The organism is Streptomyces sp. WAC03905 (assembly GCF_057371075.1).
On the sequence record NZ_JBXYDZ010000003.1, the window covers coordinates 5,323,843 to 5,341,825 of the forward strand.

The 17,983-nt window shown below is 72.9% G+C and carries 14 protein-coding genes; 6 read left to right on the forward strand and 8 right to left on the reverse strand.

Annotated features, from left to right (window positions below; translation table 11 throughout):
• Window positions 1-12 precede the first annotated feature (12 nt).
• Window positions 13-789: a sulfite exporter TauE/SafE family protein gene (locus AC2RP6_RS26525; RefSeq protein ID WP_486448459.1), complete on the forward strand. Its 777-nt coding sequence runs from the start codon at window positions 13-15 to the stop codon at window positions 787-789.
• 6 nt (window positions 790-795) lie between these two features.
• Here the strand turns inward: AC2RP6_RS26525 and AC2RP6_RS26530 are convergent, their stop codons facing one another.
• Both AC2RP6_RS26530 and AC2RP6_RS26535 read right to left on the reverse strand, forming a co-directional pair.
• Entirely contained in the window at window positions 796-1,425 is a 630-nt protein-coding gene (locus AC2RP6_RS26530) for a class F sortase (protein ID WP_486448460.1), read from the reverse strand.
• A 129-nt stretch (window positions 1,426-1,554) separates the two neighbouring features.
• The gene (locus AC2RP6_RS26535; RefSeq protein ID WP_486448461.1) at window positions 1,555-2,097 is read right to left on the reverse strand and encodes a hypothetical protein; all 543 of its coding nucleotides are present in this window, start codon (window positions 2,095-2,097) and stop codon (window positions 1,555-1,557) included.
• Window positions 2,098-2,410: 313 nt separating this feature from the next.
• Here AC2RP6_RS26535 and AC2RP6_RS26540 point away from each other — a divergent pair, with 313 nt between their 5' ends.
• Window positions 2,411-2,899: a gamma-glutamylcyclotransferase family protein gene (locus tag AC2RP6_RS26540; protein WP_486448462.1), complete on the forward strand. Its 489-nt coding sequence runs from the start codon at window positions 2,411-2,413 to the stop codon at window positions 2,897-2,899.
• Window positions 2,900-3,075: 176 nt separating this feature from the next.
• Here AC2RP6_RS26540 and dnaG read toward each other — a convergent pair whose 3' ends face one another.
• The 4 genes from dnaG to AC2RP6_RS26560 form a co-directional block, all read right to left on the reverse strand.
• Entirely contained in the window at window positions 3,076-5,028 is a 1,953-nt protein-coding gene (gene dnaG, locus AC2RP6_RS26545) for a DNA primase (RefSeq protein WP_486448463.1), read from the reverse strand.
• A 34-nt stretch (window positions 5,029-5,062) separates the two neighbouring features.
• Complete coding sequence (locus AC2RP6_RS26550) at window positions 5,063-6,337, reverse strand: NAD(P)/FAD-dependent oxidoreductase (RefSeq protein ID WP_486448464.1); 1,275 nt, start codon at window positions 6,335-6,337, stop codon at window positions 5,063-5,065.
• A 93-nt stretch (window positions 6,338-6,430) separates the two neighbouring features.
• A complete protein-coding gene (locus AC2RP6_RS26555) occupies window positions 6,431-7,756 on the reverse strand; it encodes a deoxyguanosinetriphosphate triphosphohydrolase (protein WP_486448465.1) in 1,326 nt (441 codons plus the stop codon).
• A 36-nt stretch (window positions 7,757-7,792) separates the two neighbouring features.
• On the reverse strand, window positions 7,793-8,515 hold the full coding sequence (locus tag AC2RP6_RS26560) for a sirohydrochlorin chelatase (RefSeq protein ID WP_486448466.1): 723 nt from the start codon (window positions 8,513-8,515) through the stop codon (window positions 7,793-7,795).
• A gap of 500 nt (window positions 8,516-9,015) precedes the next feature.
• On the opposite strand from AC2RP6_RS26560, the gene AC2RP6_RS26565 reads away from it, so the two are divergent.
• The 4 genes from AC2RP6_RS26565 (at window position 9,016) to AC2RP6_RS26580 (ending at window position 14,187) form a co-directional block, all read left to right on the forward strand.
• Window positions 9,016-9,630, forward strand: coding sequence for a SanA/YdcF family protein (locus AC2RP6_RS26565; protein ID WP_486450455.1), 615 nt, complete (start codon window positions 9,016-9,018; stop codon window positions 9,628-9,630).
• A gap of 107 nt (window positions 9,631-9,737) precedes the next feature.
• Window positions 9,738-10,502 carry a glucose 1-dehydrogenase gene (locus AC2RP6_RS26570; protein ID WP_486448467.1) on the forward strand — a complete coding sequence of 255 codons (765 nt, stop codon included), beginning with the start codon at window positions 9,738-9,740 and terminating at the stop codon, window positions 10,500-10,502.
• Between the two features lie 147 nt (window positions 10,503-10,649).
• Window positions 10,650-12,725 (forward strand): molybdopterin oxidoreductase family protein, encoded by a 2,076-nt coding sequence (locus tag AC2RP6_RS26575; RefSeq protein ID WP_486448468.1) that lies wholly within the window; start codon window positions 10,650-10,652, stop codon window positions 12,723-12,725.
• A gap of 409 nt (window positions 12,726-13,134) precedes the next feature.
• Window positions 13,135-14,187 (forward strand): RNA polymerase sigma factor, encoded by a 1,053-nt coding sequence (locus tag AC2RP6_RS26580; protein ID WP_486448469.1) that lies wholly within the window; start codon window positions 13,135-13,137, stop codon window positions 14,185-14,187.
• A gap of 69 nt (window positions 14,188-14,256) precedes the next feature.
• Here the strand turns inward: AC2RP6_RS26580 and AC2RP6_RS26585 are convergent, their stop codons facing one another.
• Window positions 14,257-16,179: an ABC transporter ATP-binding protein gene (locus tag AC2RP6_RS26585; RefSeq protein WP_486448470.1), complete on the reverse strand. Its 1,923-nt coding sequence runs from the start codon at window positions 16,177-16,179 to the stop codon at window positions 14,257-14,259.
• Window positions 16,176-17,909, reverse strand: coding sequence for an ABC transporter ATP-binding protein (locus AC2RP6_RS26590; RefSeq protein WP_486448471.1), 1,734 nt, complete (start codon window positions 17,907-17,909; stop codon window positions 16,176-16,178). The genes AC2RP6_RS26585 and AC2RP6_RS26590 overlap by 4 nt, the downstream gene beginning before the upstream one ends.
• Between the last annotated feature and the right edge of the window lie 74 nt (window positions 17,910-17,983).

Consider the following 17,983-nt stretch of genomic DNA (forward strand, 5'->3'; position numbering starts at 1 on the left):
TAGGGTCGGTACGTGCCTGACATATCAACGACCATGATCATCGTGCTGTGCGTGGCGGCCGCGGCGGCGGGCTGGATCGACGCGGTGGTGGGCGGCGGCGGCCTGCTGCTCCTGCCCGCGCTCCTGCTGGGTCTGCCCCACGCGCACCCCGCCACCGTCCTCGGCACCAACAAGGCCGTGGCCATCGTCGGCACGGCCGGCGCGGCCGTGACGTACGTGCGCAAGGCGCCCGTGGACGTGAAGCTCGCCGTCCGCATCGGCCTGGCCGCGCTCGCCGGATCGATGGGCGGCGCCGCACTCGCCGGCGGCATCAGCAAGGACGCCCTCAGGCCGATGATCATGGTGGTGCTGGTGATCGTCGCCGGCTTCGTGCTCTTCCGGCCCGGCTTCGGCACCGCCCCCTCCACCTCGCCCGTCAGCCGGTCCCGGGTGCTGCTCGCCATCGGCCTCGCCGGCCTCGGCATCGGCTTCTACGACGGCCTCATCGGACCGGGCACCGGCACCTTCCTCGTGCTCGCGCTCACGGCCCTGCTCCACCTCGACCTGGTCACGGCCTCGGCCACTGCCAAGATCGTCAACTGCTGCACCAACGCGGGGGCGCTCGCGATGTTCGCCTACCAGGGCATGGTGCTGTGGCAGCTGGCCGCGCTGATGGCGGTGTTCAACCTGGCCGGAGGCATGATCGGTGCCCGGATGGCGCTCAAGAAGGGCAGCGGCTTCGTCCGCGGGGTGCTGCTGACCGTGGTCGGCGCGCTGGTGGTCAAGCTCGGCCTGGAGCAGTGGGGCTGACCGGCCTCAGTAGGTCCCGGTGAGGTGGGCGAACACGACCACGTTGCCGCGGTAGCCCGTCCGCGGCGAGAATCCGCCGCCGCAGGTGATCACCCGTAGCTCGGCGCGCGACGAGGGGCCGTACACGCGGGTGTCGGGGAAGGTCCGCGCGTCGTGGACCTCGACGGCGTGGACGGTGAACACCGCCGTACGGCCGTCCGCCCGCGAGACCTCGATCGCTGCGCCGCGGCGCAGCGCGCCCAGGTGGTAGAAGACGGCCGGTCCGGCGGCGTCGTCCACGTGCCCGGCGATCACGGCGGTACCGGTGGCGCCCGGGGTGGTGCCCTCGCGGTACCAGCCGGCGAGGTCCCGCCGGTCGGGCGGGGGCACTTCGAGATGCCCGGCGCGGTCCAGCCCGAGCCCGACGAGCGGGGCGTCCACCCGGATGGAAGGGATCCTGATCCGGCCCGGCGGCGAGCCGGGGAGCGGGGCGATGCCGGGGCCGACGACGCCGGCGGCGGTCAGGGCCTCGGCGGGGGAGGGCAGCGGTGGCCCCACCGGCTCTCGGGAGCCGCTGGTCACGAGCCAGATGCCGACACAGGCGGCGATCGCGACGAGTCCCCCGTGGCGGGCGGTCGGGCGGAAGTCGCCGGGCATGCGTACCCCCTCCGCCTCTCGTCCGAGGTGACTGGCCGTCGCCCGGCCCCGCGAACGGGGGGACCTCGCGGGGCGGGCGACGGGGGACGGTACCGGTCGGACCGCGGCCGGAGCCGCGGTGGGCGTCCGTCAGCTCCGCGTGCCGCTCGCCCGGCGACGCAGGAGCCAGGTACCGCCGACGGCGGTCGCGGCCAGCAGGGCCGCTCCCGCCGCGATCTTGGTGGGGTCGGCGGTGGTGGTCGTGCCACCGCCCACCCCGGTGTTGACGTGGCCCTGCGGGCCGCGTTCGGTGACCACCAGGTCACCGGTCGCGAACTTGCCGTTCGCGCAGGTCGCGCCGATGCCGTAGGTGCCGGGGCGGGTGCCGCGGGCGACCTGGAACTGCCCCACGACCACCTCCTTGTGGGTGCCCGGGACCAGCTTGAACCGGCCGCCGCCGACCGTGGTGGCATCGCCGTCGGCGTGGCTGCCGGAGCCGCACGCGGTGGTGTTCACGGTGACCGTCGCACCGGGCGCGGCCGACTTCGGCCAGACCTCCAGCGCGGCGAAGTCCCCGGGCGCGAAGCCCACCATGCCGAGGTCCGCGGCGGCGACCGCGCCGGCGACCGGGCCGGCGAACGCGACGGCGGTCAGCGCGGTCGCGGTCAGCACGTGTGCGGTACGTCGGCGCATGGGACTCTCCCTGGAGGCACGGGCTCGTGTGTCCGAGGAAACCCGGCCCGGCCGCCGCCCGCCTGCTGATGTCCCGTCAGGTCTGCCCCGGCGCCCGCCGCCAGGAGGCGTTGCCGCAGGTCAGTGCCCGCGTGTGGCTATCGGGGCCGCCCGCGCCGTCCGGGTGACCGACTGACCCGGACGGCCGCAGACCGCCACCGGGTCACCCGTCGGGCCGCCGCGCGGCGGCGGTGCGTACCGTGGTGGGGCGCGCGGCGGAGCCGGGAGCCCGGCCCGGCCGCGGAGCGCCGCGCCACAGCCGAGGGAGGGCTCCGTGACATCGGTCGAACGGCCGCGAGGGACGACCAGCGCCGCACTCCCCTTCTTCGTGTACGGGACCCTGCGTCCCGGCGAGGTCAACCACGACCTGTTCCTGCGCGGCCGCACCACCGCCGAGGAGCCCGCCGTCCTGCCGGACGCGGTGCTCTACGACGGACCCGGCTACCCGTACGCGGTCCACCGGCCGGGCACGACGGTCGTCGGCGAGCTGATCACCGCCGCGCCGGGCGGCTACACGGCGCTGCTGGCCGCCCTGGACCAGCTGGAGGAGTACGAGGGCCCCGGGCGGCCCGGGAACGTCTACGACCGGTTCGCCCGCGAGGCTCTGCGCCCCGACGGCACCGCCGTGCGCGCCTGGGTCTACCTGGCGTCCCCGCTGATCGCCCGCGACCTGCGGGAACGGGGTACCGAGATACCCGGCGGCGACTGGTTCAACCGCCCGGGCAAGCCGCCCCGGCCGTTCTTCGGACCGGACTCCCTCTAGGCCCTGTCGTCATGCACCTGGCCCGCGATGCCCGGCCCCGCACCTCGCCGCGTTGTTGGGGCGCCCACGTACGTCCAGTACTCGGGCACCCCTCCGCCTTGCGATGCACGGCACCGGACACCGCGGGCCTGACCGGCGCCACTTTGACGACAGGACCCAGGGAGCGTCCTGCCGCTCTAGAGCCCTTCGGCGCCGCGGTTGCGCAGGCGCTGGCCGTACTGCTGGAGGACCCACAGCTCCTCCTGGACCGCCGCCAGTTGCTCCGGCGCGCCCTGCGCGCCCAGCCGGGACAGCGTCCCCTGGATCTCGTGGACCCGGCGGTCGACCGCGCGCAGCCGGACCTGGACCAGCTGGACCCCGGCGTAGACCTCGTCGACCGTCTTGGCGTGGATGGCCTCGACCGCCAGCTCCGTGACGAGGGCGCGGACGGTGTCGTTCGGGGCGGCCTCGCGCACCCGCGCCAGATAGTCGTCGGTGCCGAGCGCCGCGCCGCCCGCGTCCAGGATCGCCTGGCGCACGGCCGCGTACGGCGGGGCGGTGAACTCGTCCATCCCGTACGCGTCGAAGGCGGGGGAGACCAGGGCGGGCCGCTGGAGGGCCAGCTTGAGCAGCTCGCGCTCCGTGCGGTGGGCGGGGCTGCGCAGGTTCAGCGCGGGACCGCCGGCGGGCTGGGCCGGGGGTGCCTCCACGGCCTCGTACGAGGACCGGCCGCGCTGCGGACCGCCGCGTTGCGGGCCGCCCCGCTGGGGGCCGCCGGGCTGCCCGCCCTGGGGTCCGCCGCCCTGGCCGCGCTCGCGCGCCCACCGCGCGAGCTGCGCGACACGCTTGACCACGAACTGCTCGTCGCGGATGCCCAGCATGCCCGCGAGCTGGACCGCGGACTCGTGCTGGATGGCGATGTTCTTGATGTTGGCGACGACCGGGGCGGCCTCGTCCAGGGCGGCGGCCCGCCCGGCCGGGTTCTCCAGGTTGTGCCGGGCGACGATGTGGCGCAGCGCGAACTCGAACAGCGGAGTGCGGGAGTCCACCAGGGCGGCCACGGCCTGGTCGCCCTGCGCGAGGCGCAGGTCGCAAGGGTCCATCCCGCCGGGGGTGATCGCGATCGAGGTCTCGGCCGCGAACTTCTGGTCGTCCTCGAAGGCGCGCAGGGCGGCCTTCTGGCCGGCCGCGTCACCGTCGAAGGTGAAGATCACCTCGGCGGTGGCGTTGTCCATCAGCAGCCGCCGCAGGATCTTGATGTGGTCCCCGCCGAACGCGGTGCCACAGGTCGCGATCGCGGTGGTGACGCCGGCCATGTGGCAGGCCATCACGTCCGTGTAGCCCTCGACGACCACGGCCCGCGAGGTCTTCGCGATCTCCTTCTTCGCCAGGTCGATGCCGTAGAGGACCTGGGACTTCTTGTAGATCGCCGTCTCGGGGGTGTTCAGGTACTTCGGTCCGTTGTCGTCGTCGCGCAGCTTGCGCGCGCCGAAGCCGACCACTTCGCCGCTGATGTCGCGGATCGGCCACATGAGCCGGCCGCGGAACCGGTCGATCGGCTTGCCGCTGCGGCTGTCCTGGGCGAGCCCGGAGGTGATCAGTTCCTTGTCGGTGAAGCCCTTGCCGCGCAGGAAGCGCGTCAGGTGGTCCCATCCGGCCGGGCTGTACCCCACGCCGAAGTGGGCGGCCGCGGCCTGGTCGAAGCCGCGCTCCGCGAGGAACTTGCGGCCGATCTCGGCCTCGGGGCCGCCCAGCTGGTCGACGTAGAACAGGGCGGCCGCCCTGTGCGCCTCGACCAGCCGGATGCGCTCACCGCGGCCGCTGGTGCCGGCGGTGTAGCCGCCCTCCTCGTACCGCAGGGTGATCCCGGCCAGGCCGGCCAGGCGCTCGACCGCCTCGGAGAAGGAGAGGTGGTCGATCTTCATGACGAAGTCGAGGGTGTCCCCGCCCGCCTGGCAGCCGAAGCAGTGGTAAAGGCCCTTGCTGGGGCTGACCTGGAAGGAAGGGGACTTCTCGTCGTGGAAGGGGCACAGGCCCTTGAGGTTCCCGCCGCCCGCGTTGCGCAGCTGGAGGTAGTCGGAGACCACGGCGTCGATCGGGACCGCGTCCCGTACCGCCTTCACGTCGTCGTCGTTGATCCGTCCTGCCACCCGTGAAGTCTACGGCCGGGCGCGGACGAACCCGTCAGGCCCCCTCCGCCGGAATCAGCGAGGCAAGCGGAATTGACGGGTCCGCGAGCGCCTCGCGGTCCACGGGTGCTTTGGACCTGATCAGGGCCTGGATGTGCTCGGTGACGTCCCACACGTTGACGTTCATTCCGGCGAGGACCCGCCCCTGCGACAACCAGAAGGCGACGAACTCCCGCTTGCCGGCGTCACCGCGGATCAATACCTGGTCGTAGCCGCCGGGCGGGGCGTAGCCCGAGTACTCCAGGCCCACGTCGTACTGGTCCGAGAAGAAGTACGGCACCCGGTCGTAGCTGACCGGCTGGCCCAGCATCGCCCGGGCGGCCGCCGGGCCGCCGTTCAGGGCATTGGCCCAGTGCTCGACCCGCAGCCGGGTCCCGAGCGCCGGGTGGTGGGCGGCGGCCACGTCGCCGACCGCGTAGACGTCCGGGTCGGACGTGCACAGTGAGGCGTCCACGGCGATGCCGCCGCCGTGCTCCCGGTCGACCAGTGCGAGCCCGGAGGTCTCGGCGAGCGCCGTCCGCGGCGCCGCCCCGATCGCGGCGAGCACGGCGTGCGCGGGGTGCTCCTCGCCGTCGTCCGTACGGGCCGCCAGCACCATGCCGTCCTGACCCACGATCTCGGTGAGCCGGGCCCCGAAGTGGAAGCGCACCCCGTGATCGGCGTGCAGGTCGCCGAAGAGCCGGCCGATCTCGGGGCCGAGCACGGCGTGCAGCGCGGTGGCCTCCGGCTCGACGACGGTCACCTCGGCGCCGTACCCGCGGGCCGCGGCGGCGACCTCCAGCCCGATCCATCCGGCGCCCGCGATCAGCAGGTGGCCGTTGTCGCGTCCCAGGCCGGCCAGCACGTGGCGCAGCCGCTCGGCGTGCGCGAGCCGCCGCAGGTGGTGCACCCCGGCCAGCCCGGTGCCGGGGATGTCCAGCCTGCGCGGCTCGGCGCCGGTGGCCAGGAGCAGTTTGTCGTAGTGCACGACGGTGCCGTCCCCGAGGACCACCCGCTTGGCTTCCCGGTCGAGGTGGACGGCCGGCTGGCCGAGGTGCAGCTCGATGTCGGAGGCCGCGTACCAGGACGGCTCGTGCACGAAGACGCTCTCGCGCTCCTCCTTGCCCGTCAGGTAGCCCTTGGACAGCGGGGGGCGTTCGTAGGGATGGTCACGCTCGTCGCCGATCAGGATCACCCGCCCCGTGAACCCCTCCGACCTCAGCGTTTCGGCCGCCTTCGCCCCGGCGAGCCCCGCGCCGACGATGACGAATGTCCGGTGTGCGTCGACCACCTGATGCCTCCTCATAACTTCTACGCCACATGCGACCACATGCGAGCGTCCCGCACTGAGCCTGCCGCGTGAAGGGGGAGTGGCTCGATCAGCTCACCCTTCGGCGCGTCGGGTGCGCCGGGTGAGGCGTGCGTGGAGGGAACGGGCGGAAGCGTCGGTGAGACACGCGATCTGGTCGACCACCGCCCGCTTCCTGGCCCTGTCGTCCTCGGCCGCGTCGAAGATGGCGCGGAACTGCGGGTCCAGGCCTTCGGGGGCGCGGGCGCTGAGGGCCTCGGCCAGTTCGGCCAGGACGATGCGCTGGTCGGCGCGGATGCGCTCCTGCTCGTCGCGCTGTATGACGTACAGGTCGGCGACGGCCTTGAGGACCGCGCACTCGTTGCGCGCCTCCCGGGGGACGACCAGCTCGGCACCGTACCGGGTGAGGCGGCCGGAGCCGTACGCCTCCCGCGTGGCTCCTTCGGCGGCCAGGCAGAAGCGGCCGATCAGCTGGCTCGTGGCGTCCTTCAGGCGGGCCTGGGCGACGGCGGAGCCGTCGTACCCGTGCGGCCACCACTCCTGCTCCATCAGCCGGTCCAGGGCGGCGCGCAGCTCCTCGGGGGAGGTGCCGGCGGGGACGTACCGGCCGATGGCGACCTGCCAGATCGCGGCCCGCTCGGGCTCGGCGAAGAGGAGGTTGGGGTCGAGGTGCCCGGCGTGCAGACCGTCCTCGAAGTCGTGGACGGAGTAGGCGACGTCGTCCGCCCAGTCCATGACCTGGGCCTCGAAGCACTTGCGGTCGGCGGGCGCGCCGAGCCGCAGCCACTCGAAGACGGGCAGGTCGTCCTCGTACGCCCCGAACTTGACCGAGTCCGGGTCGGTCGGGTGGCCGCCGCGGGCCCACGGGTACTTGGTGGCGGCGTCCAGGCAGGCCCGGGTGAGGTTGAGGCCGACGCTGACCGGCTGCCCGGTCGCCGGGTCGGGCACGAACCGCTTGGGCTCCAGCCGGGTCAGCAGGCGCAGCGACTGGGCGTTGCCCTCGAAGCCGCCGCAGTCCTTGGCGAACTCGTTGAGCGCCTCCTCGCCGTTGTGGCCGAAGGGCGGGTGGCCCATGTCGTGCGAGAGGCAGGCGGCCTCGACGAGGTCGGGGTCGCAGCCGAGCGCGGCACCGAGTTCCCGTCCGACCTGGGCGCACTCCAGCGAGTGGGTCAGGCGGGTGCGCGGGCTGGCGTCCCAGTCGTACGAACGCGTGCCGGGGGTGACCACCTGGGTCTTCCCGGCGAGACGGCGCAGCGCGGCGGAGTGCAGCACGCGGGCCCGGTCGCGCTGGAAGGCGGTGCGCCCGGGCCGTTTGTCGGGCTCGGCGGCGAAGCGCTCGGTGGCGGCCGGGTCGTAGGGCGGGTAGAGGTCGTCTGCGGGGGCGTGCGCGGTGCCTTCCATGACAAGACGGTAACCGCAACGACTGACAAACCGGGATCAGGCGGAGACGAGTTCCGGCCGGTGGCGGGTGGTGGGACGGTCCAGGGCCTCGTCGTAGCGGCGCAGCACCAGCCGGGCCAGGGCGGGGTGGTCGCCCAGCGGGTCGGCCGCGAGGGCGGGGGAGGCCGCGGCGGTCTGGGTGGCGAACCGGCCGGGAGCGGCGAAGTACGAGGCGACGGCGATCCGGTGGTGGCCGCGGGCGGCGAGGGACCGGACGGCCTCGGGGGCGCCGGGCGCGGCGGCCGAGGCGTAGGCGGGCACCACCGGGACGCCGCCCAGGCGTGCGGACAGCAGCGCGGCGGTGCGGCGGGTGTCGGTGGCCGAATCGGGGTCGCGGGAGCCGGCGGCGGCGAGCACGACGGCGGTGCCGGGGGTCCAGCCCGCCTCCGCGAGCCGTTCGCACAGGGCCTCGACGAGCAGCGGGTGGGGGCCCAGCGGGACGGCCACGCGGGTCTCCAGGTGGGTGGCCCGGGCGGCGGCCGCAGGGAGGTCGCGCTTGACGTGGTACCCCCGGCCGAGCAGCAGCGGGACAAGTACGGCCGCGCCGGACACCGTGCGCAAGGTGTCGTCGAGCAGCGGCTCGTTCAGCTCGATGTGGCCGAGCCGTACGTCGAGGCGCGGGCGGAGCTCGCGGACCCGTTCGAGGAGGGCGAGGGCGGTGCGCAGGGCGCGCGGGTCGCGGCTGCCGTGGGCCACGGCGACGAGGGTGGGCTGCTGCATGGGCGGTCTCCGGGGGTGCGGGTGCGGGGCGGTCGCAGTCCGCTGAGCTGCGTGCCGAGTTGGGCGGTGATCCGGGTCAGCAGCTCGGCCGCGCTGCCGAACGGGAGGGAGGGGCTGTCGGGAGGGTGCACCGGCTCCGTCATGAACCGATCCTGCGGGCCGGACGTTGCGGGTGCGTTGCGCCGGCGTGACAGGTGTTTGCGGGGTGCTCACTCGGTCATTCGTACGGGTGAAAGGGGGCGGTGGCGGAACTCCGCGCCGGGTGGTGATCGTCAATGTGTGCGAACGGTGTGCGGTGCGGGTGGTGTGCGGGAGGGGCGGTCATGGAGATCAGGAGCCGGGCGCGGGTGCGGGCGGTGGCGCGGCTGAGGGTGCGGGCGCGAGCGCTGGTGGGGGCGGTGGCGGACGTGCGGCCGGGGCGGTCGGGGCGGTCGGGGCGGCCGGAGTGGGCACGGAGGCTGCGCGGGGTCCGGGGCAGACGGCTGGCGGTGCAGGTGGTGATGGCGGCCTGCGTGCTGGCGCTGCTCCCGTCGGCGTGGACGCACGCGTCGGCCGCGGACCGGCTGCGGACGACGGCGGACGCCCCCGCCGCCGATGTCGCGGTCGTGTTCGGGGCCGGTCTGTGGCGGGGGCGGCCGACGCCCTATCTCGCCGACCGGCTGGACGCCGCCGCCGAGCTGTACCGCACCGGCAAGGTCAAGGTCGTCCTGGTCACGGGGGACAACAGCCGCCGGGAGTACGACGAGCCCGACGCGATGCGTACGTACCTGACGGGCAAGGGGGTCCCGGACGGGCGGATCGTCAGTGACTACGCGGGCTTCGACACCTGGGACTCCTGCGTGCGGGCCAAGGAGATCTTCGGGGTCGACCGGGCCGTGCTGGTCACCCAGGGCTTCCACATACGCCGGGCCGTGGCCCTGTGCCAGGCGGCGGGCCTGGACTCGTACGGCGTCGGGGTGGCCGACGTGCACGACTCGACCTGGTACTACGGCCAGGCGCGGGAGTTCTTCGCCGCCGGCAAGGCGGCCCTGGACGCGGCCTTCAAGCCCGCACCGCACTTCCTGGGACCGAAGGAACAGGGGGTGTCGCAGGCCCTGGCGGCTCTGGCAGACTGACGCACCGTCGGATATGCCGAATAGTCATATGCCTGGGCGGTTGTCTGGTCGGTTGTCTGGTCGGTCGATCGGTCGGTCGCGAGCGTCAGGGGTGGGGAACCGTGCCTGTGGTGGATCTGAGCGGCAAGGTCGTCGTCATCACCGGCGGAGCCCGTGGTCTCGGCGCCGCGGCGGCCCGGACCGTCGTCGACGGCGGCGGCCGGGTGCTGATCACCGACGTGCTGGAGGCGGAGGGCGCCGCCACCGCCGCCGAGTTCGGCGACGCTGCGTGCTTCGTCCGGCACGACGTGCGGAGCGAGCCCGACTGGGCGGCGGCGCTGGAGCGCGCGGTCTCCGAGTTCGGCCGGATCGACGGCCTCGTCAACAACGCGGGCATAGCCTCCGGCCAGTTGCTGGAGCACGAGAGCGTCGAGGACTTCCGCCGGGTCGTCGACATCAACCTGGTCGGCGTGTTCATCGGGATCAGGACCGCGATCCCGCTGCTGCGCGCCCACGGAGGCGGCTCCATCGTCAACATCTCCTCCGCGGCCGGCCTGACCGGCCTCGCGCTCACCGCCGGCTACGGCGCCTCCAAATGGGGCGTGCGCGGTCTGTCGAAGATCGGCGCGGTCGAGCTCGCCGAGGCGGGGATCCGCGTCAACTCCGTGCACCCCGGCATGACGCTGACGCCCATGACCGCCCCGGTCGGCATCCGGGCCGGCGAGGGCAATTACCCGGGCGCTCCCATGGGCCGCGTCGGGGTCCCCGAGGAAGTGGCCGCCGCCGTCGCCTTCCTCCTCTCCGACGCCGCCGCCTACATGACCGGCGCCGAACTCGCCGTCGACGGCGGCTGGACCGCAGGCCTGCCCCCCCACCACCCGACCAGGCACTGACCCCCGCCGCTCCCGCCCACGGCGCCCGCCGCGGCTCCGCCTCACCGCGGCCCTCACCGGCGGCGGCGTCCCGCGCTGAGGCGGAGCACCCCGGGACGTAACGCGGGGCGGCGGCGCGCGTAACACCGACGACGCACGCTGGACCGTATGCACACCCCGGGAACGACCACCGCCACGCACTGCCCGTACTGCGCGCTGCAGTGCGGCATGAACCTGCGGCCCGAGCCGGGCGGCGCGGGCGTGACGGTGGAGGAGCGCGCCGACTTCCCGGTCAACCGGGGCGCGCTGTGCGGCAAGGGCCGCACCGCGCCCGCCGTGCTCTCCTCCCGGGTACGCCTCACCGAGCCGCTCGTCCGCACCCACGCAGGGCGGCTCGAACCGGCCACCTGGGAGGAGGCCCTCGACGCCGTCGCGGCGGGCCTGGCCCGCACGGCCCGCACCCACGGGCCGGACGCCGTCGGCGTCTTCGGCGGCGGCGGGCTCACCAACGAGAAGGCGTACGCGCTCGGCAAGTTCGCCCGCGTCGCCCTGCGCACCTCACAGATCGACTACAACGGCCGCTTCTGCATGTCCTCGGCCGCCGCCGCGCACCAGAAGGCCTTCGGGCTCGACCGCGGCCTGCCCTTCCCGCTGGAGGACATCCCCCGCACCGGCTGCGTGATCCTCGTCGGCTCGAACCTGGCCGAAACCATGCCGCCCGCCCTGCGCTACCTCACCGAACTCAAGGCCAACGGCGGCACTCTGATCGTCATCGACCCGCGCCGCACCCGCACCGCCGAACACGCCGACCTGCACCTCGCCCCGCGCCCCGGCACCGACCTCGCGCTCGCCCTGGGCCTCCTGCACCTCGTGGTCGCCGACGGCCGCACCGACGAGGAGTTCATCGCCGCCCGCACCACCGGCTGGGAAGAGGCCCGGGCCGCCGCCATGGCCCACTGGCCCGAGCTGGTGGAACGGATCACCGGCGTTCCGGTCCCGGCCCTGCGCGAGGCCGTCGGCCTGTTCTGCGCCCCGGACTCCGCGATGGTGCTGACCGCCCGCGGCCCGGAGCAGCAGTCCAAGGGCACCGACACCGTCGGCGCCTGGATCAACCTGTGCCTGGCCACCGGCCGGGCCGGCCGTCCGCTGTCCGGCTACGGCTGTCTCACCGGCCAGGGCAACGGCCAGGGCGGACGCGAGCACGGCCAGAAGGCCGACCAGCTCCCCGGCTACCGCAAGCTGACCGACCCGGCGGCGCGGGCGCACGTCGCCGAGGTCTGGGGCGTCGACCCCGACAGCCTCCCCGGGCCCGGCCGCAGCGCCTACGAACTCCTCGACGCCCTCGGCACCGACGTGAAGTCCCTCCTCCTGATGGGCTCCAACCCCGTGGTCTCGGCCCCGCGCGCCGCGCACGTCGAGGACCGGATCCGCTCGCTGGACTTCCTCGCCGTCGCCGACGTCGTGCTCTCCGAGACGGCCGCCCTCGCCGACGTCGTCCTCCCCGTCACCCAGTGGGCGGAGGAGACCGGCACCACCACCAACCTGGAGGGCCGCGTCCTGCTCCGGCGCCGCGCCCTGACCCCGCCCCCGGGGGTCCGCAGCGACCTGGACGTCCTGCACGGCCTCGCCGCCCGCCTCGGCGTCGAGAAGGGCTTCCCCACCGCCCCCGAGGAGGTCTTCGACGAGCTGCGCCGCGCCTCGGCCGGCGGACCTGCGGACTACTCGGGCATCACCTACGACCGCATCGAGTCCGAACAGGGCGTCTTCTGGCCCTGCCCGGAGGGCTCGGCGGGCACCCAACGCCTCTTCCTCGACCGCTTCGCCACCGACGACGGCCGGGCCCGTTTCGTCCCCGTCGCGCACCGCGACGCCGCCGAGGTCCCCGACGCGGAGTTCCCGCTCCTGCTCACCACCGGCCGCGTCGTCGCCCAGTACCAGTCCGGCGCCCAGACCCGCCGGGTGGACGAGCTCAACGAGGCCGCCCCCGGCGCCTTCGTGGAACTCCACCCGCGCCTCGCCGCCCGCATCGGCGCGGTCGACGGGAGCCCCCTCGCGGTCACGTCCCGGCGCGGCCGCGCCGTGGCCCCGGCGCGCATCACGGACGCCATCCGCGCGGACACGGTCTTCATGCCCTTCCACTGGCCGGGCGAGGGCCGCGCCAACACCCTGACCAACCCGGCCCTGGACCCCACCTCCCGGATGCCGGAGTTCAAGGTGTGCGCGGTCCGCGTCGAGCCGGCCTGATCGACACGACGTCCCGCTACGGGCCTCCTCGAAGGCCGGACGCGGGGCTCCACCGGCCGGGCCGCAATGTCCCCGTCACCGCGGGCGACCGGCTCCGGTCACTCCGCCGCGCAGTGCTCCCTCTCGGCCGGCACGCTGCGGGGCGGCTCCAACTCCCGCACGGCGAAGAGGAATCGAGCCGTGGCGGCTTGCCGCGCCCGCGCAGCGCACCGTCCCGTGGGTCGCGCACTCGGGCATGGAGCCGATCCGCTCGGACATGCATCCGATCCGCATCGGCGTTCCCGCCCGGGGGTAACCATCGGTCACGCACCGGACTCAGAAAGTACTCGCACGCCCCTCGTGGCAGCGATGTGTCTTACCCCACACTGAAAGCGGTGCCCCCGTCCTCGGAGCCCTGGAGGTCGCCCCCGTGCAGACCCGGACCCTGACCGTGAACGCGAGCGAGTCCTCGGAGGCCGAAGCCGTGGACGAAGAGCCCGAGGTACTGGAGCTGATCGAGCCGGTGCCCGTGCAGCGCAGGCGGGACAGCGGCGAGAACGGGGGCGGAGCGGGCCCCTCCGCCGACCTGTTCCGCCAGTACCTGCGCGAGATAGGCAGGATCCCGCTGCTCACCGCCGCGGAGGAGGTGGATCTGGCGCGGCGCGTCGAAGCCGGGCTGTTCGCCGAGGAGAAGCTCGGCACCACCCCCGACCTCGACTCCCAGCTCGCCCTCGACCTCGACCGGCTCGTCGTGATGGGACGCATGGCCAAGCGCCGTCTCATCGAGTCGAACCTGCGCCTGGTCGTCTCCGTCGCGAAGCGGTACGTGGGCCGCGGGCTCACCATGCTCGATCTGGTCCAGGAGGGGAACCTCGGGCTGATCCGGGCCGTTGAGAAGTTCGACTACGCCCGCGGGTACAAGTTCTCCACCTACGCCACCTGGTGGATCCGGCAGGCGATGTCCCGGGCCCTCGCCGACCAGGCCCGCACCATCCGCGTGCCCGTCCACGTCGTCGAGCTGATCAACCGCGTCGTGCGCGTCCAGCGCCGCATGCTCCAGGAACGCGGCTACGAACCCACCGCCGAAGAGGTCGCCGTTCACCTGGAACTGACCCCCGAGCGGGTCCTGGAGGTGCTGCGCCTCGCCCAGGAGCCGGTGTCCCTGCACGCCCCCGTCGGCGAGGAGGACGACGTCGCGCTCGGCGACCTCATCGAGGACGGGGACGCCGCCTCGCCCGTGGAGTCGGCCGCCTTCTTCCTGCTGCGCGAGCACCTGGAAGCGGTCCTGTCGACCCTCGGCGAACGCGAGCGCAAGGTCGTGCAGTTGCGGTACGGACTCGCGGACGGCAGGCCGCGCACCCTGGAGGAGATCGGCCGGATCTTCGGCGTGACGCGCGAACGCATCCGCCAGATCGAGTCCAAGACCCTCAACAAGCTGCGCGACCACGCCTTCGCCGACCAGCTGCGCGGCTACCTCGACTGACGCAGGGAAGGGGAAGCACAAACCGGAAGGGGGCGCCCCGGAGGACGCCCCCACCCGCACGTGCCGCGGTCAGTCGACCTCCGCGACCGCCTGGGCGAACTGCGCCGCATACAGCCGGGCGTAGGCGCCGCCCGACGCCAGCAGCTCCTCGTGCGTTCCCTGCTCCACGATCGAACCGCTCTCCATCACCAGGATCAGGTCGGCGTCACGGATGGTGGAGAGCCGGTGCGCGATCACGAAGGACGTACGGCCGTGCGCGAGCCGGGCCATCGCCTTCTGGATCAGCACCTCGGTACGGGTGTCCACCGAACTGGTCGCCTCGTCGAGGACGAGGATCACCGGGTCCGACAAGAACGCCCGGGCGATGGTGATCAGCTGCTTCTCGCCCGCGCTGACGCCCGCGCCCTCGTCGTCCAGCACGGTGTCGTAGCCGTCCGGCAGGGTCCGGATGAACCGGTCCGCGTGGGCGGCCCGCGCCGCCTCCTCGATCTCGGCACGCGTGACCTCGCGCGAGGCACCGTAGGCGATGTTCTGCGCGATGGTGCCGCCGAACAGCCAGGTGTCCTGGAGCACCATGCCGATGCCGCCGCGCAGTTCCTCGCGGGTCATCTTGGCGATGTCCACCCCGTCCAGGGCGATCTCCCCGCCCGTGACCTCGTAGAACCGCATGAGCAGGTTCACCAGGGTCGTCTTGCCGGCACCTGTGGGGCCGACGATCGCGACCGTGTGGCCCGGCTCCACCGAGAGCGAGAGGTTCTCGATGAGCGGCCGGTCCGGCTCGTAGCGGAAGGCCACCTTGTCGAAGGTGACCTGGCCGCGCAGCTCCTGCGGACGCTCCGGAACGTCCGCGTCGCGCTCCTGCTCCGGGGCGTCCAGCAGCTCGTAGACCCGCTCCGCCGAGGCGACGCCGGACTGCACGAGGTTCGCCATCGACGCGACCTGCGTCAGCGGCATCGAGAACTGCCGCGAGTACTGGATGAAGGCCTGCACGTCACCGATGGACAGGGTGCCGGAGGCGACCCGGAGGCCGCCGACCACCGCGATCAGCACGTAGTTGATGTTCGAGATGAAGAACATCACCGGCTGCATGATGCCGCTGACCAGCTGGGCCTTGAACGAGGCCCGGTACAGCGCCTCGTTCTGCTCGGCGAAGACCGCCGCGGACTCCTCCTGCCGGCCGAAGACCTTGACCAGGTTGTGCCCCGAGTACATCTCCTCGATGTGGGCGTTGAGCGTGCCGGTCGTCTTCCACTGCTCCACGAACTGCGGCTGCGACTTCTTGCCGATCTTCGCGGCGACGTAGACCGAGACCGGGACGGTGCCCACCGCGACCAGCGCCAGCAACGGCGAGATCCAGAACATCATCGCCAGCACGCCGACGATCGTCAGCAGCGAGTTCAGCAGCTGACCCATCGTCTGCTGCAGGGTCTGGCCGATGTTGTCTATGTCGTTGGTGGCCCGGCTCAGCACCTCGCCGCGCTTCTGCTGGTCGAAGTACGACAGCGGCAGCCGCGACAGCTTCGCCTGCAGCTCCTCGCGCATCCGGTACAGGGTGCCGTTCATGACGTGGTTCGACAGCCGGGTCGCGACCAGCATCAGCAGGCCGGCCAGGGTGAAGACCACCAGCGCCCAGATCGCCACGACCCCGACCGCGCCGAAGTCGATGCCCTGGCCCGGGGTGAAGTCGGTGCCGGACAGCATGTCCGCCATGCCCTCGTCACCACGGGCGCGCATCCCCTCCAGAGCCTGCTCCTTGGTCACACCGGCCGGCATCTGCCGGCCGACGATCCCCGCGAAGACCAGGTCGGTCGCCTCACCGAGGATCTTCGGGCCGACGACGGCGCAGGCCACGCTGCCGACGACGGCGAGGACCATGCCCCACAGCTTGGCCCGGTCCTGCGCGAGCTGGGCCAGCAGCCGCTTGCCCGATCCCTTGAAGTCCAGGGACCGCGCGGCCGGCCCCATCATCATCCGTCCTCCGGGCCCGCTCATGCGGCCTCCGCCTCCGTCAGCTGGGAGAGCACGATCTCCCGGTAGGTCTCGTTGCCGGCCATCAGCTCGTGGTGGCGTCCCTCGCCCACGACCTGACCCTCGTCCAGGACGATGATCCGGTCGGCGTCGCGGATCGTGGCGACCCGCTGGGCGACGATGACCACGGTCGCGTCCTCGGTCTCGCGGGCGAGCGCCGCGCGCAGCGCCGCGTCCGTCGCGTAGTCCAGGGCCGAGAAGGAGTCGTCGAAGAGGTAGATCTCCGGGCGCTGGACGAGCGTCCGGGCGATGGCCAGACGCTGGCGCTGGCCGCCGGAGACGTTCGTTCCGCCCTGGGTGACGGGAGCGTCCAGACCACCCTCCAGCGCCGAGACGAAGTCCTTGGCCTGGGCGACTTCCAGGGCCTGCCACAGCTCTTCGTCGCTGGCGTCGGGGCGCCCGTAGCGCAGGTTGGAGGCGATGGTGCCCGAGAACAGGTACGGCTTCTGCGGCACCATGCCGACGGTCTTCGCCAGCAGTGCGGGGTCGAGGCGGCGTACGTCCTCACCGTCGACCAGGACCTCGCCGCCGGTCGCGTCGAACAGCCGCGGGACCAGGCCCAGCAGCGTGGACTTCCCGCTTCCGGTGGAGCCGATCACGGCCGTGGTCTCGCCGGGGCGGGCCACCAGGTCCACGCCGCGCAGGACGGGCGCCTCGGCACCCGGGTAGCCGAAGTCGGCGCGGCGCAGCTCCAGGAACCCGCGGCGGGCGAGTGCGCGTACCGGGTCGGCGGGCGGGACGACGCTGGACTCGGTGTCCAGCACCTCCTGGATGCGCTCCGCGCAGACCTCGGCGCGCGGCACCATCATGAACATGAAGGTGGCCATCATCACGGACATGACGATCTGCATCAGATAGGCGAGGAAGGCCGTGAGCTGGCCGATCTCCATGCCGCCGCTGTCGACGCGCATCGCACCGAACCAGATGACGGCGACGCTGGAGATGTTCACGACGACGATCACGGTCGGGAACATCAGGGCCAGCAGCTTGCCCGAGGCCAGCGACACGCCCGTCAGGTCCGCGTTGGCCTCGCGGAAGCGGTCCTTCTCGTAGTCGTCGCGGACGAAGGCGCGGATCACGCGGTTGCCGGTGATCTGCTCGCGCAGTACCCGGTTCACAGTGTCCAGGCGGTCCTGCATCAGGCGGAACAGCGGCCGTGTCCGGTAGACGATGGCGCCGACCGAGATCCCGAGCACGGGGACCACGGCCAGCAGGACGCCCGACAGCTGTACGTCCAGCGAGAGGGCCATGGCGATGCCGCCGACGCACATGATGGGAGCCGACACCATCAGGGTGAAGGTCATCAGCACCAGCATCTGGACCTGCTGGACGTCATTGGTCGTACGGGTGATCAGGGACGGGGCGCCGAAGTGGCCGAGCTCCCGGGCGGAGAAGCTCTGCACCCGGTCGAAGACGGCGGCGCGGACGTCACGGCCGACGGCCGCGGCCGTGCGGGCGCCGAAGTAGACGGCCCCGACGTTGCAGACGAGCTGGACGAGTGACACGCCGAGCATCAGTGCGCCGAAGCGCAGGATGTAGCCGGTGTCGCCGTTGACGACACCGTTGTCGATGATGTCGGCGTTCAGGGTGGGCAGGTAGAGGCTGGCGCTGGTCTGCAGCAGTTGCAGCAGGACCAGCGCCGCGATGGGTTTCCGGTACGGACCCAGGTGGGTCCGCAGAAGTCGTATGAGCACGCGCAGGCTCCGGTCGGCACGATCGAGGGGTTCAACCCATCTTCGGCCAATCGGCCCTGTGATCCCCACCGGAT

Coding starts and splice junctions, on each gene's coding strand:
- AC2RP6_RS26565 (WP_486450455.1), top strand. CDS start 9,016: ATGGCGGCCTGCGTGCTGGCGCTGCTCCCGTCGGCGTGGACGCACGCG.
- AC2RP6_RS26560 (WP_486448466.1), bottom strand. CDS start 8,515: ATGCAGCAGCCCACCCTCGTCGCCGTGGCCCACGGCAGCCGCGACCCG.
- AC2RP6_RS26530 (WP_486448460.1), bottom strand. CDS start 1,425: ATGCCCGGCGACTTCCGCCCGACCGCCCGCCACGGGGGACTCGTCGCG.
- AC2RP6_RS26575 (WP_486448468.1), top strand. CDS start 10,650: ATGCACACCCCGGGAACGACCACCGCCACGCACTGCCCGTACTGCGCG.
- AC2RP6_RS26555 (WP_486448465.1), bottom strand. CDS start 7,756: ATGGAAGGCACCGCGCACGCCCCCGCAGACGACCTCTACCCGCCCTAC.
- AC2RP6_RS26535 (WP_486448461.1), bottom strand. CDS start 2,097: ATGCGCCGACGTACCGCACACGTGCTGACCGCGACCGCGCTGACCGCC.
- AC2RP6_RS26585 (WP_486448470.1), bottom strand. CDS start 16,179: ATGAGCGGGCCCGGAGGACGGATGATGATGGGGCCGGCCGCGCGGTCC.